The following is an 18,988-nucleotide window of genomic DNA, read 5'->3' as shown; positions in this document are numbered from 1 at the left end:
GCCATCTTGGGGCCGAAAATGACTGATTTGCGCCGCAAAAACAATCACTATCGATAAGAGGTGATTATCGATAGTGAAACCGCATCCCAAGAAGACCCGGCGTGAGTGAAGCAAAGTGCAAGATAGCTTCAGCAAGTCGAATCGGCTAAAGCGATATCAATGGCTTACGACGTCACCAGTTTGCATCAAGAGAGGCTGGAGACGGGCCGCAAGCGGGTGCGCCGATTTTTGCCTAAGAATTTCAATTGGCAGCGCCAGAGCGAAGGCCGGAACGACGCCCGATGACTCTTTTTGACCTTGACCGTACCAATGCAATCCCGTGGCGCGACCTCGCGGGACCGCTCGTCACCGCAGAGGATTCTTTGGCGCGCCTCGATGAGCGGCTGGCCAGAAGTCCGGTGCGCGAAGGGTTTGTCGCGCGCACGCATTTCTACGACGCCGCCGCCGCGCTGTGGCTCGAGGGCGAGCTTGTCCATGTCGAGGATCTGGTCCTACACGACACCCACATGGACATCCGCACGCCGACCCACGAGCTCACCCGTGCCCATGCGGTGCTGCGGGCACGGCGGCTGATTGTTGCCAACAGGCCGGACTGGGCGCTGAGCCCGAACGGCCTAAGCCAATTGCGCGGGCGTGGCGCTAGCGCCCAGAACGCTTTGCCACCGGAGCGTCATGCGACGGCAGCGGAGGGCGGCGGTGATGAAGAGGCGGGCGAGTCGGCCAACGACGATCTGAACGATGGCCTAGGCGCCGAATTTGCTGCCATCGATGCGCTGCTCGATCGTACGCGCAACGTGCTCGACGGGCTCGCCGCCGCGCCGGTTTCGCGACCGCAACAGGTCCCGACGGACGAAAAAAATCCGCTCGTCTACGATCCCGACTGGGACGAGGAGGAACGGCTGTCGGACTGGCGGGCCATGTTGAACCGGACCACTGGCCAGCCGCCCGTGCTGAGCGCCGCCCTGCTATGGGATGCGTGGGAAACAAAAGAACCGCTGCAGCATCTGCCCTGGCTCGGACATCTGCTCGTCGGCGCCATGCTCAGGCAGGTCCGAAAAACGAGCGCACACCTCGTCTGTCTCAACACCGGGCTGCGCGCCATTCCGCGCGAAAGGCGGCGCGCCCGCGACAGGACGGCGCGGCTGATCGGGTTTCTGGAGGGCGTCACTGAAGCGGCCGTCGCCGGGCTGAAGGAACACGACCGGCTGGTGCTCGCCCGGGAGCAGATGGCTCGGCGTCTGCGCGGCCGGCGGGGGCATTCGAAGCTGCCGCAACTGGTCGAGCTGGTGCTCGCCCGGCCGCTCGTCTCCACGGCGATGATCGAAAAGGAGCTGAAGTTAAGTACACGCGGCGCGCTTAATCTCGTCGCCGAACTCGGCCTGCGCGAGATCACGGGCAGGGGACGTTACCGGGCGTGGGGGATCCTCTGACAGCTCGCGTGCGCGCGGAAAGATCGCCTGGCACGCCGGCGTGCGACCGGCACCACCGTGCTATTGCGAGTCGCTTCGTCTTGGCAGCGGGAACAGGCTTCCCACTTCATAGCTCGGCACCCTGACTATCCAGTTTCCTCATCTTCTCTGGCGCGCCAAACCTTCGAACGCATTGATGTGAACCGCGACTACGAGCCGACTTCTTCAACGATATCCGCGCAATTCGCTCGTTTGACGATCGCCAGCTGTTTAGTTCTGCGGCTGTAAGTGCACGACAGGCTCTCAGCCAGTGTCGCTTTCGAGGTCCTAGGGCAATCCGTTACGAACGTTGGGCGAGAAGGCACTTACAGGCGCCGTGGTCGGCGAGGTTGTCCGATTGCGCATTCGAGAGCGGCGGCATCCCATTCCGCGAGCTCGGCAGCGGCGCGATAGGTGCTCTCGAGAAAACCCATGAGGATCGCTTCCGGATCGGCTGCTCCGCGCACCGCGTCATAAGGCAGCAGGAATTCTCCAAGGCTCGCTTCGTAGTATGCGGCGTCGGGAAGGATCTTTGCCGCGGCGAAGCCAGCCGGTGCCGGATAGGCATAGGAATAGAAGGCGGGAAAGTCGACCGCTCCACCGCCCGGCCAAAAGCCAGCCGACGAAACCTCATGACTGTAGGCTTCGCGGGTGATCTCGTCGGGCAGGGCGGGAATGCCACCCGGGTGCAGGGGCGCTCGCCGCCCGGAAAAGCGCGTCACTGCGAGATCGAAGCTCCCCCAGAACAGGTGCACCGGGCTGACCTTGCCGAGATAAGCGGTGCGGAAGGTCTGGAGTACGGCTGTCACCGCTATGCTTGCCTTGAAAAAGCGCGCGACGGCATCGGCATCGTAGGGCCGCTCGGCCCGGTCCTCTGCGAACGGAATCGCGTTCGGGATTTCATTCGGCATGCCGTTCATCTCCGCCGTCCCGCCGAGGCTGCGAACGAGGTCTAATGCGTGAGCATGGAAGGAAGCGACCGACATCGGCTCGAGCGGAAATCGGGCAGTGCGTCCGTCGGTGGCCGCTCCGACCACCTGATGGTCGACCAGGTCGAGGCTGAGTTCGATCCCGCCAGCTCCATCAGGCACGAGCCCGGTCGTGAAGCCGCGAGCATTAGGATAGAGGGTCGCGTGCCACGAATGGTTCACCCAGGGCGTGCGCGCAAGCCGATATTTCCCTATGATCTGGGAATAAAGATGCAGCGCGGAGCAGGTACCGCGCCAAGGACCATACGGTATGTCCGGCCACCGATCATGGATGCGGTCGTTCATCGGGCTAACCTACCTTCGACAAAGTTGAACAACAATCCGCCCCTTCGCTCCGTTCACAATACCCGCCCCGTTGAGATAGAGTAGGTCCAAGGCATTGTCAGTTTCGCTTGGGATCGATCCGTTCATTTGGGTCCCGCTTCAACCACAAGGATGCCGAAATTTGAAAAAGGGCTCTGACCTCCTCGTTGCCGCCCTCGGGAATGAGGGAGTGGATCGGATCTTCGGTGTCCCCGGCGAGGAAAATCTCGACGTCCTGGAGTCGTTGCGCACCTCGCGGATCGAATTGATCACAACGCGGCATGAGCAGGCGGCAGGCTTCATGGCGGCCACGCATGGACGGCTGACCGGGCGGCCCGGCGTTTGCATCTCGACGCTTGGACCCAGCGCGCTCAATTTCTCGACCGCCGCGGCCTATGCCCATCTGGGCGCCATGCCGATGATCATGATCACCGGCCAGAAGGCGATACGGAGCGCCAGGCAAGCGCGTTTTCAGATCGTCGACGTGGTCGGATCGATGAAGCCGCTGACCAAGATGTCGCGGCAGATCGTCAGCCCGCGCAGCATCCCGACCGCAGTGCGCGACGCTTTCAGGGTTGCGACGGAAGAGCGTCCCGGCCCCGTGCACCTGGAGCTTCCCGAGGACGTTGCCGGCGAGAGAATCGAGTTCGTCCCGCCCGTCCCGGTGCATCGGCTGGAAAGTCCGGTGGCCCATCCCGCCGCGATCGATCGCGTAGTGCAGATGATACTCGCGGCCAGGCGTCCCTTGATCATGATCGGCGCGGCTGGAAATCGCCCTCGGCTGGTTGGTCCGCTCTCGGACTTCGTGCGACGCTGCCGCATTCCGTTCTTCAACACACAGATGGGCAAGGGCGCAGTCGACGGCGGCTCGAACCTCTATGTCGGAACGGCCGCGCTTTCCGAGCGCGATTATGTGCACGATGCGATCGAGCTTTCGGATCTGATCATCGCCATTGGACACGACACGATCGAGAAGCCGCCATTCCTCATGCGGGACAAGGGCGGCCCCAAAGTCATCCACATCGGGTTCACATCAGCGACGGTGGAACAGGTGTTCCATCCCGATGCCGAAGTGGTCGGCGACATCGGCACGACCGCGGCCGTGCTCGCCGATCGGCTCGAGGGCCGGCTCAGCCCCGACACGAAGATCATCGAGCTTCGTCAGACGATTCTGTCGCGGATCAACGAGCGCAGCCTGGAGGATCGTTTCCCGATCAAGCCGCAGCGCATCGTACACGACGTCAGAACGGTCATGCCCGAGGACGGCATCGTCTGCCTGGACAACGGCATGTACAAGATCTGGTTCGCCCGCAACTACCGCACCCATCATGCGAACACGCTGCTGCTCGACAACGCGCTCGCGACCATGGGGGCGGGATTGCCGTCGGCGATCATGGCGTCGCTCCTCTATCCCGAGCGCCGCGTGATGGCGGTATGCGGTGACGGCGGCTTCATGATGAACTCCCAGGAACTCGAGACAGCCGTTCGCTTGAGGCTTAACCTTGTCGTGATGATCCTCAACGATTCCGCCTACGGCATGATCCGCTGGAAGCAGGCGGTCGACGGATTTCCGGACTTCGGGCTCACATTCGGCAATCCCGACTTCGTCCGCTACGCCGAGTCGTACGGGGCCAGCGGTTCCCGCGTCGGCGCAGCGGAGGAGCTGGTTCCAACGCTGGAGGAAGCCTTCAAGGGAGGCGGCGTACATCTGGTGGACGTCCCGATCGACTATTCGGAGAATGCCCGCGTCCTCGTCGAAGAGCTGCGCAGGCATTTCGCGGCCAAGGAATCGCAATGAGGCGAACCTATGCTGCCAATCCTGCAAGTCAGCGGAGAAGCCCCTTGCAGGCGGTCCTGCCCCGGCCGCTTTCGCCTCGTAGAGGGCAGCGCGTTGAAAGTACGCTAAACAACGCTAAGGGAGAACAAACGGTGATTTTGTTGGGCGCTCGTTTTGAAGGGCTGCCCAGGGCCGCACACAATCGACTGTGTGGACCACCGCAACGAGCAGGACGCGCCAGAAGTAGCCATTCGGGCGCGCGTTTCGGAACGACCGGAACGGGGCCGGAAGCAGAATGTCTGGTTTGGTGCAGCGAAGAACGATAGCGGACGTTCACCTTCCAAGTCCGATGACCCAAAGGCGACATTCGTAAGGTTGTCGGTTTTCTCCGAAGCGCGCATGTAATTGTCTAGCGATACGTTGGCCTTTCGCCGCCCTCCTCGGACAGTGCCGCGCGTGGCAAAGGCTATTTTGCGAGTGCGTGGTTTAAGACCGGTCGTCCGCTGCTGTGGATATGCGATTGCTCCAAACACAATAAGCTACGAACTCTGAACGGAGGTATCGATGCAGGTTTTACAGCACGATTGTTTGCGGCGCTGTTCCCCCAGAACGCCCATGGCCGGCCGGCGCAATTGTTTCAACTATTTCTTGAAAGGCAGGTCACGCGATACGTGCTTTTGTGCAGTCAGCTAAGGAGGCCTTATGACCGACTTCATCCGACTACCGAAAGCCGAGGTGCATATTCACGTCGAAGGTTGTTTCGAGGCGGAGGACGTCGTGCGCAACTGCGAAGCGGCCGGCATTCCGCTGCGGAGACCGCGCGACAAGCTCTTCGAAGCGCATGACTTGAAGAGCTTCCTTGAGATGCTCGACTGGATTTGCGGCACCTTCCGCACGCCCGAGCAACTGTCCGACACGGCCTACAAGGTCTCGAAGCGCATGGCTAGAAGCGGCGTTCGTTACGCCGACGTCATCGTCAACCCAACACACTGGTCACACTGGAGCCGAAACGTCTCCGGAATGATCGACGCGCTCGATAGTGGCTTCGCGGCGGCCGAGGAGGATGGGCTACCACCGGTCGGACTTTGCATCAGCCTACTTCGCACCCAGTCGGCGGAAGAGGCGATTGAGCTTGTGGAACTGTTGGGGGAGATCAAACACCCGCGGGTCGTCGCTTTGTCGATCGACGGAAACGAAGCAGCGGCTGGTCGAACGGGTCCCCGTTTTGCCGACGCATTCCGCCGTGCTTCAGCAGCGGGCCTACGGCGCACGGTGCATGCAGGCGAGTCGAGCGGACCGGAGGGGGTCCGCGACGCGCTCGAATTTCTCGGTGCCGATCGCATTGATCACGGCGTGCGCGCCGTCGAGGATCCGGAGCTGGTGAGCCTGCTCGCTGAGCGGCAGATTCCGTTAGGTATTTGCCCCGTTTCCAACATCACACTCGGCCTCTACCGCTCAATTGCAGACCATCCTATCGAAAGGCTGCGCAAGGCCGGGGTCCTGGTTTCCGTCAACACCGACGACCCAGCCTTACTTGACACCACGCTCGAGGATTCTTATGCGCAATGCGCCGAAGCGTTTGGCTGGGATCGGGAGACTATTCGGCAAATCGCAGCGACATCCGTTCGCGCCAGCTATGCCAACGCAACACTCAAGGAGCGCGTCCTGGACGATCTGACAGGTTGGCACGGCTGACAAACGGTTGCGCGTCGCTGACCCGAAGAAAAAGGCGGCAATCACGAACAGCAAGCCCACGTTAGCAACAACGCTCGTTGGCTTTAGCCTAAGCGGTTCCGCGTGTCGGCACGGTTAATTCCGCCAGCCTTCCCAACCTTCTTAGCAGTAGTAGACTCCGGCAGCGCAACGCCGCACCGTGCGGCGCGCCACCCCAGCATAGCTCACGGGCGTTAGGGGACGTCCGACTCGGGCTTCAGCGCTTGAGACGAAGCCAATCGAACCCGGAACCGCAAGCCGTTCAGAGGTTCCGATCCCAAGAACTCCAATCGCCGCAGCGAGCAGAATAAGTCTCAGCCTGATTGTCATGGTCATTGGTTTCCTCCTGGAGCAAACTGATCGGGCAATTCATCCGTATCTGTGAGTTCTGTAGCCGCGACCTTCTTGGCATCGGTCGTGTTCTTGAACGTGAAGTCGTCGGCCGCAACCTCGCTACCTGCCTTCCAATCCCTGACTTGGACACTGTATTGCGGACCCTGATCTACCTCCTTGGAGGTGATCACATAGCGGCATGGATAGGGGCTCGCGCCTTGTGCGATCCAGATTTGCCAATCGACCTCTTTGGCGCGGAACGCTAGGTGATCGCATTCGGTGCCGCCGATCACGCCGCTGCCGAGGTCCTTTACGTCGGTCACGCCGTCCATAAGCACTTCGTAGGCATTGGACGTGAGCAGATCGGCACCGGGGACAGGCCTGTGCAACTTGTCGCGCAACTCGTCGATCAGGTGGTCAAGATCGCCTGGGACCTCGGCCTGGGCGTAGAGGTTGGCATCCTTACCCAGCAGAGTGAGCGTCTTTCCGTCGAAGATCATCTCGACACTGGCGAAGCCACCGTCGCGGGTGGCGCGAATCTTGTCGGGACGGCTGAGGGCGGCAGTGCCCGAACTCGCAAACAGAATCTTCTGCTGTTCCTTGGTGACGACTTCCAGGTTCGTATCGTAGCCGAACGAAATCATCTGCTGGGCTGCGAGGTAATCTGACATGGCTTTCAGCAGGCTCTTGGCGTGCGTCTCGTCGGCCCGCGCGGCGCTAGGCGCTCCCAATGCGAGTAGGAGGGTCAGGGTCGTGGTGTACACCGCTGCTCCAGCGAGTCCTATCGGTTTCGTCTTCATTTGAATATTCCTCCGTTGAGCGTCACAATGGGCGCCGCTTGCTGGCGACCGCTGGTCGGCCTGATGGTAGTAGGCGTGGCGAAGGGCGGAGCCTTGTGCCGACTCCGGACGTGACTACAAGGTGGTCAGTTGCACTGTGCTCAGAATTCCAAGTCTGTTTGGCATGCAACTCTGCTGTCGTGACCGGCACGTTCCATGCGCTGGCTAAAATCACCCAGGGATGGGGGCCTGCTTCGGTCAACTGTTCCCCCCGAGCTTAATGGTGAGTTTTCCAAGCTTCCCGGTGAACGGGAAGGGGGACGTGTAGTCGGCATCGTCGACTCCGGTTCCGGTGTCTGAGCCGACGTCGAAGGTCTCGCTCGCCTCGAGTGCAAACGGCAGGGTATTGGCGAGCTGGCCGCTCGCCACTTCGGCGCCGTCGACCTTCATTACCGCGGTCCCGCCTTTGCCGAGGCCAGGTCCATTGTAGGTGAAGACGAAGTCGACGGTGTGCGTGCCCGCCGACAGAGGCTGGGGCGCCTCGATTCGCGGCCGTGCGAGGTCGAGCAGATTGTAGACGAAGACAGGCTTGCCCTTGAGGAGGTAGAGCGCCCAGCCGGCAAAGCGGCCGCCCTGGGTAACGAGCATCCCATCGCCGCCGCCGTCAGGCACTTCGATTTCGGCCGAGATCGAGAAGGATTTGTTGAGAATGCTGGGAGCTGTTCCGAGCGGGGTGCCGACGAGCGGGCGTGTGTAAACGAACTTGTCGCGGCCTGCGACAATGCTCGGCCGGGGTGCGATGAAGCGCGTGAGCGCCGAGGCATCGAGCGGCAGGACTTGATACTTTGCCGCCTCGATCCAGAACATGTCCTGGAGTTCCGTGAGCTTCGTTGGATTGGCCGGGGCGACGTCGTTGTTCTGGGTCCAGTCGGTGGTAAGGTCGTAAAGTTCCCACTTGGCATCGTTGACCACGTCCTTCGGGTCCGGGGCGGTGCCGTTCCACGGCGCGCGGAACGGCACGGTCGATGCGATCCAGCCGTCGTGGTAGAGCGCGCGCTCACCGAACATCTCGAAATACTGCGTGTGGTGCCGGGACGGGGCGTCGGCATTGGCCTTGTCGAAGGTATAGGCGAGGCTCACGCCCTCGATCGGCGCTTGATCGATGCCATCGACAACGTCGGGCGCCTCGATTCCCGTCACCTCGAGGATGGTCGGAACGATGTCGATGACGTGATGAAATTGGTTGCGGATGCCTCCGGCGTCTGTGATGTGGCCGGGCCACGAGATCACCATGCCGTTTCGCACGCCGCCGAGATAGCCGGCTACCTGCTTGGTCCACTTGTAGGGCGTGCTCATGGCCCAGGCCCAACCGACCGCGTAGTGAGGATAAGTTTCGGCGGAGCCCCAAGCGTCGTAGAACGGCATCTGATCCGCAACGGAAACCTCGACGCCGTTGAAGAAAGTCATCTCGTTCGGTGTGCCTACCGGCGAGCCCTCCGCGCTGGGGCCGTTGTCGCCGCTGACATAGATGATGAGCGTGTCATCGAGCTTGCCCATATCCTCGATGGCCTTGACCACACGGCCGATCTCATCGTCGACATACGCGAGGTAGGCCGCATAGACCTCCATCTGTCGCTCGAAGAGCTTCTTCTCGTCGGCCGAAAGTTCGTCCCAATTCTTGAGGAGATCGTTCGGCCAGGGCGTGAGTTGAGCATCCTGCGGGATCACGCCCAGTTTCTTCTGATTGGTGAAAATCTCGTCACGAAGGGCGTTCCAGCCCATGCCGAACTTGCCCTTGAACTTATCGATCCACTCCTGGGTCGGATGATGAGGCGCATGGGTGGCGCCCGGCGCGTAATAGAGGAAGAACTTCTTGTTCGGATCGAGGGCGTTGATCTGCTGGACATGGGCGATGGCGTCGTCCGCCATGTCGGTGACCAGATTGTATTGAGGGTTGCCGACATAGGGGTAGATGCGCGTGGTGTTGCGATAGAGATCAGGCTGCCACTGGTTGGTTTCGCCGGAGTTGAACCCGTAGAAATATTCGAAGCCCATGCCGACCGGCCATTGGTCGAAAGGGCCGACCTGGCTGGTGACGAAAGCGGGGGTATTGTGGTTCTTGCCGAACCAGGATGTGGCGTAGCCATTGGCTTTCAGGATTGTGCCGATGGTCGACTTGTCCTTCGTCATGATGCTGCTGTAGCCCGGAAACCCGGTAGCGGCTTCGCCGATCACGCCTGTGCCGACGGAGTGGTGGTTTCTTCCGGTGATCAGCGCGGCGCGGGTGGGCGAGCACAGCGCAGTAGTGTGAAACTGCGTGTAGCGCAGACCCGCGTCAGCGATCCGATCAAGGTTCGGCGTGGGGATGACGCCACCGAAGGTGCTAGGCGCGCCGAACCCTTCGTCATCGATCAGAACCATGAGGATGTTCGGCGCTCCTTCCGGTGGCACGACCTGGGGCTGCCAGTAGGGCGTGGATGTGGGCGCGTCGAGGTTGATTATGCCGCCGAATTTGCCAGGCGGATTGGGGACGCGTAGCGGGTTGATCGGCGCCGTAGCTGCGGGCGAGCCGAGCGGGACTGCCTCCTGTGCACTAGCCGGGGCAGCTACGAGCGTCAAAACGGCGAGCGCCGCTCCACATGAGACGAGCCTAGTAGTTTTCATCGCAAATCTCCCCCCTTCGCTGATCGCCACATGCAGTAACCAGCAGAACGCATATGCTTCGACGCAACCTATACCCACTCACGCGGCCTGTCAGGATTGTATTTTCAATCTCTCCGGGTCGATGCAGGATTTCTGGAGCGGGAAACTGCCGACGATGACGTAGAGAGGCAATCAGATGGGAACACCAGCCCCAGCTTCTCCTCACTTGAATTTGGTCATCGCCTTCACTCTTCTTGGCCCATTAGACTCTCGAGAGACGACGCATCCTGACATTCCTACAAACCGTCAGTGTGTGTCCAAATACTGATCGAGTGGCAGCAGCAGGTTCTGCGCGCTGCCCAACTCATTGGAGAGTGTTTGAGCTGCGGCGATCAACTCGGCCGTTAGGCCGCGAACCGCTGCAAGGTTCTGTTTGGCATGATTTTCGGGTGATTGGTCTCGGGAGGCAGACAGCAATAGCAGCGCCACGCCTGCGACCCTGTTTTCTTTCACACCGTCGCCACGAAAATACAGCATGCCCAGATTGCCGATGGCCAGTGCGTCCCCTTGGACCGACGCCCTACGATACCACTGGTTTGCGTTAGCAAAATCAACCGTGGTCCCACGACCATTTTCGTACATCACCCCCAGATTGAATTGGGCGGCCGCGTTTCCTTGTGCAGCGGCTTTGCCGTACCAAACAACCGCTTCCTTTTCATCTTTGCCAGCCCCGATGCCTTGCTCATACATCAAGGCTACATTGAATTGGGAATCAGCGTGACCTGCGGTAGCCGCGTCACGAAACCTTTTGAAAGCGAGTGGAAGATCGTTGGCTTGATAAGCTGCGATCCCAGCATCGAAATCCGCAGCTACTTTTGGATCCTCCTTGGCTTGGGCGAAAGTCTCCGCTGCAAACACAATGGTTGCAAAGAGGCACGCGCCGAGTGCGAGGATTGCGGATCCAATTTGCGACTTCAGGACGCGGCGCGATACACGAACGGAAACGGGTTCCGAGTCTGGGGAAGGCTTGAAACGGTCACCCGCTACCAACGATCCCCACGTACTTCTCCCCGTTTTGTTCATTGTGGGGAGCGCTTGTAGCGCACCTCCGCTACCAGCCGGGCAGTCATTGTTGGTCGAGGCACTTGCGGCCCGCCGCCATTGCTCTGAAAGTTCCCTTCAAATCAACGACGAAGGCCCCCACTGTTTCAGGAAATACGATCATCTCGTATTGCTTCGCTACGGCGCGCTTGAAATCCGGGTCGTCCGTCAGGATGTAGCCGCCGGAATATCCGCCCTCGGCTTTCGTGCTAGTGACGACACCACCATAAAGTTTGCCGCTGATAGAGACGAAGATTGGCGACTGGTTCCCGCTCTGGATGCCGATATCCGCCTTCGTGAAGACGCCGAGATAGCCGACCTCCTGATCATTTTGGGTAACGCCCATCTGCACCGCGCCTGCAGCATCCGGGCCGTAGTCATGCACGATCAGGCAATCTCCGCGGGTTTTGTTTGCATAGATCGTCCAGCCCTCGATATCCTTTCCATATCTTTCAAGGACGTCGTTGGCCTTGGGAAGCGGATTGTCGTCTGCGTAGGCTGCCATCGCGTACGAGAGCGCGACCGATGTCGCCGCGACCAGCATCATGAAGTTTCGCATTATTGTTCCTCCGGTGTTCAAGCGGCCATGGCAGGGCACGACGACGCTGCAAATCGAAACCTACTCTCGCAAGGTAAGCGCCGATATTGGCCTTTGGGGAACGCCATGAAATGAGGACGTCAAAATGCTCAATTGGCGGGAAGCCGACAACGCAATCATCGGGGTGGCCATATTTGGCGCAATCGCAACCTTGAGCGTAATCGCCTCAATGTCCGGTTTCAGGAAATGGAAGCGCAGGTGGTCGCGACTGATTTGCGGCGCGAAGCTGCCATTCGCATCGCGGAGAACGAAGGTCTCCAAGGGGTCATGGGCGTGAATTCGGTCGGGGCTAACGAACTTCCGCAATGGGTCGAACCTTGCCGATCAGGCAGCGGCGAAACGCCTACCGTGAATCTGTGTCCCAATAATGCACAGGAGCCCAGTTGCATGGGCGGAATGTTGTTATCCGAAGCGATGGCTCTCCCTGCTTGCCGTCAGAGCGTTCGGGTGTTCGCCATCCGCTTGTAGGCTTGCACCCGCTTCCAGCGCAGCGTGCCAGGCTTGTATTTGACCAGCCATTCCGCCGCATTCTCCTTCAGGAAAAGACTGGGGCTGGCGTCGGCGGATGCGTTTGCCTCCGGATTATTGCCGGTCGATAGGGCCTCCTGTACCGACCGGAAATAATAGTGGTTGTAGAGCCGGTTGAACTCGGTGAAGTAGATGTCCGCGACCCGCTCGTTGCCGCGGATCAGCAGCATATTCTCGTCATTGTCGTTGACCGACGGGTCGGAGAAGTTGGCGGAGCCCGTCACGACCAGCGGGTCGCCGCCAAGCGGATCGCGCAGCATGAATTTCGAGTGGATGTAGCTGACGTGCTCGTTGAGGCCGAGGATCCGGGCGTTGGTCTCCCGGGTCCACTGGTAGAGCGGTCCACGGAAATATGACCCCCATGCCTGGTAGACGTTTTGCTTTGCCGTCAGAGGAATGAACGGCGTCTTCGAGTTCGTTTTCGGCAGGTCCCGCTTTTCCAGCAGCAGGAACAACACCGGATCCTTAGATGTGTTGTCGACGAAGACGGACTTGAACGTCTTGTTGACGCCAAACGCGAGCGTGATCGCGCCCAGGCCGGGAGCGGAATCGAGCGCGGCGGCATATAGCTCGTTGACTCCGCTGCCGCTACGCGGGCTGAAGATAGTCGATGATCCGGGACCGATATCGTCGAGCTGCGCCGGGATCGTTTCGAGGTCCATGACCGCCTTTCGCCCTTCCGCCTTTTTCTTCGTCGCCTCCGACCTCGCGTCGCCCTTCTCGGAGCCAATGTCCTGAAGCAACACGTCCCAGTAGGCCGCGAACCGCCGGGCGACATCCGCGTTTCGCACCCAGTGGCCGACATTGGTCTGGCCGTGAATGCCGCCGATAGAGAGGTTGGTCGAGCCGGTCCAGACCTCCCGCGGCTTGCCGTCGCGAATGAGCACCATGAACTTGTTGTGCTGGATGTTGGCGGGGTTTCTCTCGCGCCAGCGGGCAACGGCGCTCGCGGGCAGGCCGACCTTGTCGACTTTGCGTCTGTTCTCCTCTAGCGGGAACGCCTCGTGGAACTTGCCCTTTTTGTCGGTGTACGAATTGTCCTTGCCGTCGAGCAGCAGGCGGACGTCGACGCCGCGTTCGATGGCGAGCTTCAGTTCGGCCAGGACCAGGCTCGTATCTGAACTCGTAGAATGCACCGAGCAGCGCGTCGCCGGACTTTGCGTTCCTGATGAAAGCCAGAATGGCGTCGTCCAGCCGCCGGCTTAGCCATTCGAGGGCCTCGTCACGCTTCTTCGCGGTCGGCTGCTTGTCCGGCGCCTTGTTGTTGAACCTGCGATTATAGGCCTGGCTCGATGCGACACCACGATTGAAGAAGATGTCGTGCTCGCCCTTGGTGAACAGCGCTTCCGTCTCGACGGTGATTTCGATCGGCGTGGCGGAACGGTCGAGGTTCTTCGGCGCGCCCTTCAGCGGATAGAACCAGTAGGTGTAGCGGCGGCCATCCTTGGCGGTAAAGTCGTCCCAGACAAAACTCTGGACCGGATGATCGTAGGTCGTCACCGTGGTCTTCTCGTCGGGATGCGGGATCACTGACGAGAAGACCTTCATGCCGTACATGAAATATCGTTGCTTTTCTGTCGGGTCCTGCCGCTCCACGGCAAATCCGAGCAGCCCAGTCGTATCGGCATCGTCGAAATCTATCGCAAAGGAAACCGTGTTCGTGCCGGTCACTGCGAAGATCTTGTACCCGTCGACTTCCCTCGAGACAAAGTGCATGCGCGCAGCCCCTGCCGGGATATCAGGGCAACGTAAATCAGTTCGGTGACGATTGCACGATCCCCCTCATCACCCATGGCGGATAGATGCAACGCTTGCTTGAACGATTCGAGAGCCTCTCGCCCGTCTTGCCATTTCGGCACTTTGGGCATCATCGGTATACCTCCTCATCCCGCAACCAACCGGGGCAGGCATGCCCGCAGTCGATGCACGTCATGCGTCAGATCATTGATGATGTTCGCTAGCTCCGCAGCGTAGTCAGAGAGCATGCTGGAGTAGGGCATCCAAAGCCCGGCGAGCAGGTTGGGCAGCTTCCACCAGCGATAGGGCATGAAACGACCGCCGATCTGGCTATGGTCCTGTTCGTGCCGATAGGCGGTGTAGAGCCGAATTGCCTCTGCAGATTGCTTCTGCGTGAATTCGTCCGGTTCAGGCATTGCGGCGTGCCCAATTGACGACCGACCAGACCAATTCATCGACTGTGCTGCTCCCGACGCTGATATCGCGGTGCGGTTCGACTCGATGATACTCGCCGAGCGGCGCGGTCCCCGCGGTGAACCCCGTGCGGCGTGCGATGATGTTCTTGGTGCGCCGGTTTTCCTGCCAATAGGTTACGATTGCCCGGTGCTTCGGCTCGTTCGGGCTACCGGGATGCAGCGCCCGTGCGTCGGGAAAGTGCATGTGGCGATGATGCGCGTGAAGCAGCGTGACATCATAGAGCCGCGCGATGAAGGCCCGCATCTCGTCGACGCTGCCGGAGGTGCCGACATCCTTGCACTCAATCGCTACACGCGGGCGACCCACCGGTATGCCGCCGGCCTTACGGATCTCGGTCCCGACACTGCCGGGCACGATCGAGATGTCGATCTCGTGTGTCGCGGCGCTACGACCCGCGAATTGAATGCCGTTCCAGATTTCCCATTTCCTTCGGCGGCCCCAGCGAAAGCCGATCACGCTGGCATTGCTCGGCCCCGCCGAGGCTGCGGGGACGCCGGTAGGCGCACCGCCGCGTTGAATGAAACGCCGATCGGCATCACCGGGGCGGATGATCGTCCCGTCGGATCGCTGGAGCCAAACGCTAAAGCCAGCGTCTCGTAAGCCGCGCGCGAGGCTGGTCATTACGAATAGCTCGAAGATCCGCCCGGCGCCGGAGGCGTGGTCGAGCGTAGTGACGCGGCCTACGATCGTGTTGAGCGCGGTCTGAACGGCTGGGATCATGTCGTCGCCTGGCCGCGGGCGCGCGTGGTCCACTCCGCCAGCGCAGCATGCAGGGTGGAAAAATCGTCGCGGGCGCCCGCAACATTGTCACGGCTGCTTTTCCGGTCGCCCTCGAGGTCCAGCAGGACCAACGTCACATCTTGATCGGTCTTGCCGGAGGCCTGTGTCGGTACGTCTTGAGAGTCCTGCCGCTCGATGGTCGCCTCGACGATGAAGTCGAGCGTCTCCAACGACGCCTGCAGCTGTTCGAGCGCCGCGTCGAGCCGCTCTTCGACATAGGCCGCCGCCCATTCTACCTGCTCGTCCGCTGGTATCGGCTTCGGCTCCTCAAGCAGAACGCGCGGCTCGCCGCGGGCTTTGGGTTGGGCATTGCTGCGCACGGACTGGCGCGCGGCCGCGAGCACTTCTTCGGGTTCATCGGGCAATCGGCCGAGCCGAATTCCTTCGATCAACTCGAACGCCAACCAGTCCAGCCGAGCTGCGACCAAATCTCAATCAATTCGAGCACGCGCGGATCAAGGATCGCCACAACTTTACGCCCCCAAGCAAGTTGATCCCGCAGGTACGAACTTAATCCGGCAGGCACACCGACTGTCATCGGCGTGCCAACTTTCTATGTGGTCCCCACGGATTGTTCTAGCCAAGAGAAGACGTCCGACATCATGCAGAATTTCCCTGCAGGTACCGGATGGATCGCTTCTCAACCGAAACTCTTGCCATTTGTTTCGCTGATATGCCGGTCGAGGGCCCGCAGCGAGGCATCGGAATGCACCGACCTGAACCAGCCGGGCCCGCGATTGGCAAGCGTCTACAGTCGCAAGCGATAACCTGCCGAAGGCCTAGCTGACCGGCAAGCTCACGCATTGGCCTCGCCTGGCCTCGCGAGGAGGAATTCATGCAACGCCTTCAGTTTCGCCAAAAGCTCATCGAACGTGATGATCAACACGTCACGTTGACCGCCACGATAGAGTTCAAAAGACCGGCTCTCAAATTTCTTTACCGGGTTCTTGCCGATGATCAGGACGCAGGGAACAGTCCACGCTTGTATATGGAAATTGTCGTCCTCGCCCTTCTTCTGGTTGATCGTCGACACGAGGTTGTAGCGCTGCTCCAATAACTGGCTAACGCCTCCGGCCAACTCAGACGACGGGCCAAATAGCGAGGGTGGCCGATACGGCTCCCGCGTCATCAGCGGCGTGCCCGTCGTCTTAATTTCCACTATTGCAAGATTGCCGAACGCGCCGGCTTCAAGCAGGAAATCGGCATACTTCTCACCCGTACGTCTATGGCCCATTCCTCCTACCGACGCTTGGTCCACATATAGAACGATGGGAAGTCCGAAGAGGACCTTGAGGACGAATGGGTTCGCCTTGAAAAAGGTCTGCCAGTACCCCTCCTTATGATCCTGCGTCATTCCGGCCGACATGCGTTCGATCAACAGCTCCAGGGTGACCAACTCCAGTTTCTCACTCAGCTGGAAGACCTGGACTGGATCGTCTCTCGCGATTTCGTCGACCGATTTCATGACGGTCCGCACGGCAGCGGACCTGTTCGTGTTCCTCGACTTCGGCGTGCCGCGCGTTTGGATGGCGGTGTGGACGACGTCCACCAAGTCTTCCACCGAACGAAAATGAGCTTCTGCGCTATAGGCGGGCACGATCGACGGCAATATACGGCTGCGAAGATATTCCCTCTTTTCGCCGTTGGCGAAATCAACCGCGGCGTCATGCACCCGGTTAATGTTGATCCTCACCTCGTGATAAATATGCTCCGGCAATCGAACGTCCATTCCCTCAATCGAGATGTCGTCATCACTGCAGATGATCAGGCCGCTGATCTGCGGCAACTCCTCGAATGCCTCCACGATGTACTTAATCCGCGGATCGACGCCGAAACCTTCGAAGGGCCTTTTCAGGAAACCCGTCGGAAGGTCGAGGATCATGTCGAAGCCTTTCTGCGCCTCGATGGGGTCTTGATCCTCGAAGGAGATTCTCTTTATCTGCTTGTACTTAGGCTTGGTGAAGAGCGGGATGTTTGATCTCAACCAGGTCGGATAGGTCGTCAGTACGCGGCTTTCGAGGTCATATTCTGCAAGGAGCAGGGGCCACTCAGCCTCGTCGAATTCGACCCCCGCGGCTATGCCGCGATCGTGGGCCTTGGTCCCGAGGTGGTAGGTCAGATACTGTATCGTTTCACCCTGAAATCTCTCGATGCGCAGGAACGACCCATCCTCAGGATGTGTGCCGGCGTCCACCAATTCCCTCTCGTTGCCCTGCCTGCCTTGATCTCCGGTTGTCATCCCACCCTCACGCAGCTCTCGATCGCGCGTCTCCCGCAGTCGAGCAATATCCTTGACATTCGCATCCTTAGACCAATGCGCCCTGGCGACCTACCAACAGCGTTCAGACGGCTGTCCGCGGCGATGTATAGCTCGGCGACGTCGATTATTTGATGTGAACCTAAGGCCTTTAGTGTCATCGGTAGGTCCAAAGTTCTCCTGCCAACTGCTTCCAGGTCTTCAGGGGGCTTGGCCGCGGCATGCATAGCAGACAAATAACGACGAATACATTGACGAGGCGAGGGGCATAATATGGGAAAGATGAAAGAACTACATATCGAGACGCAGAACATCGTCCGTGATTGGGAGTATCTCCTCGAGCGAATATTGGGTCAAAGGACTGTCGGCGAGGCAACGGCGCTCAAGCCCGGCGAGTCACCCTCGGATCGGGAGGAATGGGAAATGTTTCGATCCATTCCTGACCTGGCTTTCACCCCGAAGGGCGGAGTGCAGAAGCTGGCGGTCGAATTCAGGATGTTCCGCTGGCAAAGTGAGTGGCGCAGGCATGTTCGGGACGCGGTCTCGCATATGGAGGAGTTGCTCCCCCAAGCCGGCTTTGAGCGCGGCATTGTCATCCTATCGATCGACCCGCCCGCAGACGAGCTGGCTGGCCTCGCATCAGACAAAGTTGATATCTGGGGACTAAGCAAGCTGCGGGACCTGGCCGGAGATGATGAAGAACTCAGCGAAGCGCTGGAAAGCCTTGTCTCCGAGACGGTACTCGATCCGCAGGTTGTGGGCACACAAAATGCGGAACCGGGATCGCCGAGGGGCAGGCTGCTTGTTGACGATCTGCAAAGATCGCAAGCCGGGAGATCGGGATGGAGAGAGTTTGAGAGGCTCTGCGAGCAAGCGATCAGGCATCTGTTCGGACGAGAAATCTCGAACCTTAAAGCGCAGCTTCGAACTCTCGACGGGCTGAACCGCATGGATCTGATTGGCCGCATAAAGGACGACGGCGCGTCCTTTTGGTCGATGATCGCATCCGACTTCTCTACCCGTTATGTGGTTTTCGATGCGAAGAACTTCGTGGACCCAATCACTCAAACGGAAATCGAGATCACCGAGAAATACCTCTTTGCAAAAGGACTACGAGCGGTCGCAATCGTTATCGCCCGGTCAGGTGCGGACGACAATGCGCGAAAGGCTGCCGAGGGTGCGCTTCGCGAGAACGGCAAATTCATTCTGGTCATCACGCTTGATGACCTGTGCAAAATGCTCCTAGGCGCCGATGCGGGCGAGCCCCCGGAGAATCTTCTCTATCAAAGAATGGATGATATGTTGATGAGCATGGGCCGATAGCAGTATAATCGGAATGTTCATAATAATATAACGCAGCTCTACGAGCATGCAGTTCACGCAATCGCACATAGTGAACGGCAGTGAACTTGCGATCAGCGGGCCGAAAGCCACGATCCGATCGTCCACCGGGAAGAATCCGTCCTCCACGCGGAGGACTTGGTGGATAGATTCATTGCGGACGGCCGACTGTGTCACATAGTGT

The 18,988-nt window shown here is 59.8% G+C and carries 15 protein-coding genes; 4 read left to right on the top strand and 11 right to left on the bottom strand.

All coding sequences use genetic code 11. From position 1 onward, the window contains the following. Positions 1–362: 362 nt before the first annotated feature. Positions 363–1,430, top strand: a complete 1,068-nt coding sequence (locus AC0L3I_RS27380; protein ID WP_473528933.1) for an RHE_PE00001 family protein — start codon at positions 363–365, stop codon at positions 1,428–1,430. A gap of 344 nt (positions 1,431–1,774) precedes the next feature. On the opposite strand, the gene AC0L3I_RS27375 is transcribed toward AC0L3I_RS27380, so the two are convergent. Beyond that, on the bottom strand, positions 1,775–2,722 hold the full coding sequence (locus AC0L3I_RS27375) for a DUF5996 family protein (RefSeq protein ID WP_473528932.1): 948 nt from the start codon (positions 2,720–2,722) through the stop codon (positions 1,775–1,777). A 160-nt stretch (positions 2,723–2,882) separates the two neighbouring features. Between AC0L3I_RS27375 and AC0L3I_RS27370 the strand changes: the two genes are divergently transcribed. Both AC0L3I_RS27370 and add read left to right on the top strand, forming a co-directional pair. Then, positions 2,883–4,538 (top strand): acetolactate synthase large subunit, encoded by a 1,656-nt coding sequence (locus AC0L3I_RS27370; protein WP_473528931.1) that lies wholly within the window; start codon positions 2,883–2,885, stop codon positions 4,536–4,538. 681 nt (positions 4,539–5,219) lie between these two features. Next, positions 5,220–6,212 (top strand): adenosine deaminase, encoded by a 993-nt coding sequence (add, locus tag AC0L3I_RS27365; RefSeq protein WP_473528930.1) that lies wholly within the window; start codon positions 5,220–5,222, stop codon positions 6,210–6,212. Positions 6,213–6,353: 141 nt separating this feature from the next. Here the strand turns inward: add and AC0L3I_RS27360 are convergent, their stop codons facing one another. The 10 genes from AC0L3I_RS27360 to AC0L3I_RS27315 all read right to left on the bottom strand — a co-directional run bounded on the left by AC0L3I_RS27360 (position 6,354) and on the right by AC0L3I_RS27315 (position 17,445). Then, positions 6,354–6,566, bottom strand: coding sequence for a hypothetical protein (locus AC0L3I_RS27360; protein ID WP_473528929.1), 213 nt, complete (start codon positions 6,564–6,566; stop codon positions 6,354–6,356). Beyond that, on the bottom strand, positions 6,563–7,363 hold the full coding sequence (locus AC0L3I_RS27355; RefSeq protein ID WP_473528928.1) for a DUF2092 domain-containing protein: 801 nt from the start codon (positions 7,361–7,363) through the stop codon (positions 6,563–6,565). The genes AC0L3I_RS27360 and AC0L3I_RS27355 overlap by 4 nt, the downstream gene beginning before the upstream one ends. A 237-nt stretch (positions 7,364–7,600) precedes the next feature. Next, a complete protein-coding gene (locus tag AC0L3I_RS27350; RefSeq protein ID WP_473528927.1) occupies positions 7,601–10,006 on the bottom strand; it encodes an arylsulfatase in 2,406 nt (801 codons plus the stop codon). Between the two features lie 285 nt (positions 10,007–10,291). Then, on the bottom strand, positions 10,292–11,068 hold the full coding sequence (locus AC0L3I_RS27345; protein WP_473528926.1) for a tetratricopeptide repeat protein: 777 nt from the start codon (positions 11,066–11,068) through the stop codon (positions 10,292–10,294). Positions 11,069–11,111: 43 nt separating this feature from the next. Next, positions 11,112–11,645, bottom strand: a complete 534-nt coding sequence (locus AC0L3I_RS27340) for a hypothetical protein (RefSeq protein ID WP_473528925.1) — start codon at positions 11,643–11,645, stop codon at positions 11,112–11,114. 473 nt (positions 11,646–12,118) lie between these two features. Further along, the gene (locus tag AC0L3I_RS27335; protein WP_473528924.1) at positions 12,119–13,348 is read right to left on the bottom strand and encodes a phospholipase D-like domain-containing protein; all 1,230 of its coding nucleotides are present in this window, start codon (positions 13,346–13,348) and stop codon (positions 12,119–12,121) included. Positions 13,349–14,095: 747 nt separating this feature from the next. Beyond that, the gene (locus tag AC0L3I_RS27330; protein ID WP_473528923.1) at positions 14,096–14,365 is read right to left on the bottom strand and encodes a hypothetical protein; all 270 of its coding nucleotides are present in this window, start codon (positions 14,363–14,365) and stop codon (positions 14,096–14,098) included. Then, complete coding sequence (locus AC0L3I_RS27325; protein ID WP_473528922.1) at positions 14,358–15,146, bottom strand: hypothetical protein; 789 nt, start codon at positions 15,144–15,146, stop codon at positions 14,358–14,360. The genes AC0L3I_RS27330 and AC0L3I_RS27325 overlap by 8 nt, the downstream gene beginning before the upstream one ends. Next, complete coding sequence (locus AC0L3I_RS27320; RefSeq protein ID WP_473528921.1) at positions 15,143–15,610, bottom strand: hypothetical protein; 468 nt, start codon at positions 15,608–15,610, stop codon at positions 15,143–15,145. The genes AC0L3I_RS27325 and AC0L3I_RS27320 overlap by 4 nt, the downstream gene beginning before the upstream one ends. A 392-nt stretch (positions 15,611–16,002) precedes the next feature. Continuing rightward, positions 16,003–17,445, bottom strand: coding sequence for a Shedu immune nuclease family protein (locus AC0L3I_RS27315; protein WP_473528920.1), 1,443 nt, complete (start codon positions 17,443–17,445; stop codon positions 16,003–16,005). A 291-nt stretch (positions 17,446–17,736) separates the two neighbouring features. On the opposite strand from AC0L3I_RS27315, the gene AC0L3I_RS27310 reads away from it, so the two are divergent. Then, positions 17,737–18,786, top strand: a complete 1,050-nt coding sequence (locus tag AC0L3I_RS27310; protein WP_473528919.1) for a hypothetical protein — start codon at positions 17,737–17,739, stop codon at positions 18,784–18,786. Positions 18,787–18,988 lie beyond the last annotated feature (202 nt).

The sequence above is a fragment of the Mesorhizobium sp. WSM4840 genome (genome assembly GCF_055811755.1).
This window is presented reverse-complemented; position numbering and strand designations above follow the sequence as displayed.

What these genes read in the sequence shown, in the direction of transcription:
- AC0L3I_RS27375 (WP_473528932.1), bottom strand. Translation starts at nt 2,722, where the DNA reads ATGAACGACCGCATCCATGATCGGTGGCCGGACATACCGTATGGTCCT.
- add (WP_473528930.1), top strand. Translation starts at nt 5,220, where the DNA reads ATGACCGACTTCATCCGACTACCGAAAGCCGAGGTGCATATTCACGTC.
- AC0L3I_RS27360 (WP_473528929.1), bottom strand. Translation starts at nt 6,566, where the DNA reads ATGACCATGACAATCAGGCTGAGACTTATTCTGCTCGCTGCGGCGATT.
- AC0L3I_RS27355 (WP_473528928.1), bottom strand. Translation starts at nt 7,363, where the DNA reads ATGAAGACGAAACCGATAGGACTCGCTGGAGCAGCGGTGTACACCACG.
- AC0L3I_RS27350 (WP_473528927.1), bottom strand. Translation starts at nt 10,006, where the DNA reads ATGAAAACTACTAGGCTCGTCTCATGTGGAGCGGCGCTCGCCGTTTTG.
- AC0L3I_RS27345 (WP_473528926.1), bottom strand. Translation starts at nt 11,068, where the DNA reads ATGAACAAAACGGGGAGAAGTACGTGGGGATCGTTGGTAGCGGGTGAC.
- AC0L3I_RS27340 (WP_473528925.1), bottom strand. Translation starts at nt 11,645, where the DNA reads ATGCGAAACTTCATGATGCTGGTCGCGGCGACATCGGTCGCGCTCTCG.
- AC0L3I_RS27330 (WP_473528923.1), bottom strand. Translation starts at nt 14,365, where the DNA reads ATGCCTGAACCGGACGAATTCACGCAGAAGCAATCTGCAGAGGCAATT.
- AC0L3I_RS27325 (WP_473528922.1), bottom strand. Translation starts at nt 15,146, where the DNA reads ATGATCCCAGCCGTTCAGACCGCGCTCAACACGATCGTAGGCCGCGTC.
- AC0L3I_RS27315 (WP_473528920.1), bottom strand. Translation starts at nt 17,445, where the DNA reads ATGACAACCGGAGATCAAGGCAGGCAGGGCAACGAGAGGGAATTGGTG.
- AC0L3I_RS27310 (WP_473528919.1), top strand. Translation starts at nt 17,737, where the DNA reads ATGGGAAAGATGAAAGAACTACATATCGAGACGCAGAACATCGTCCGT.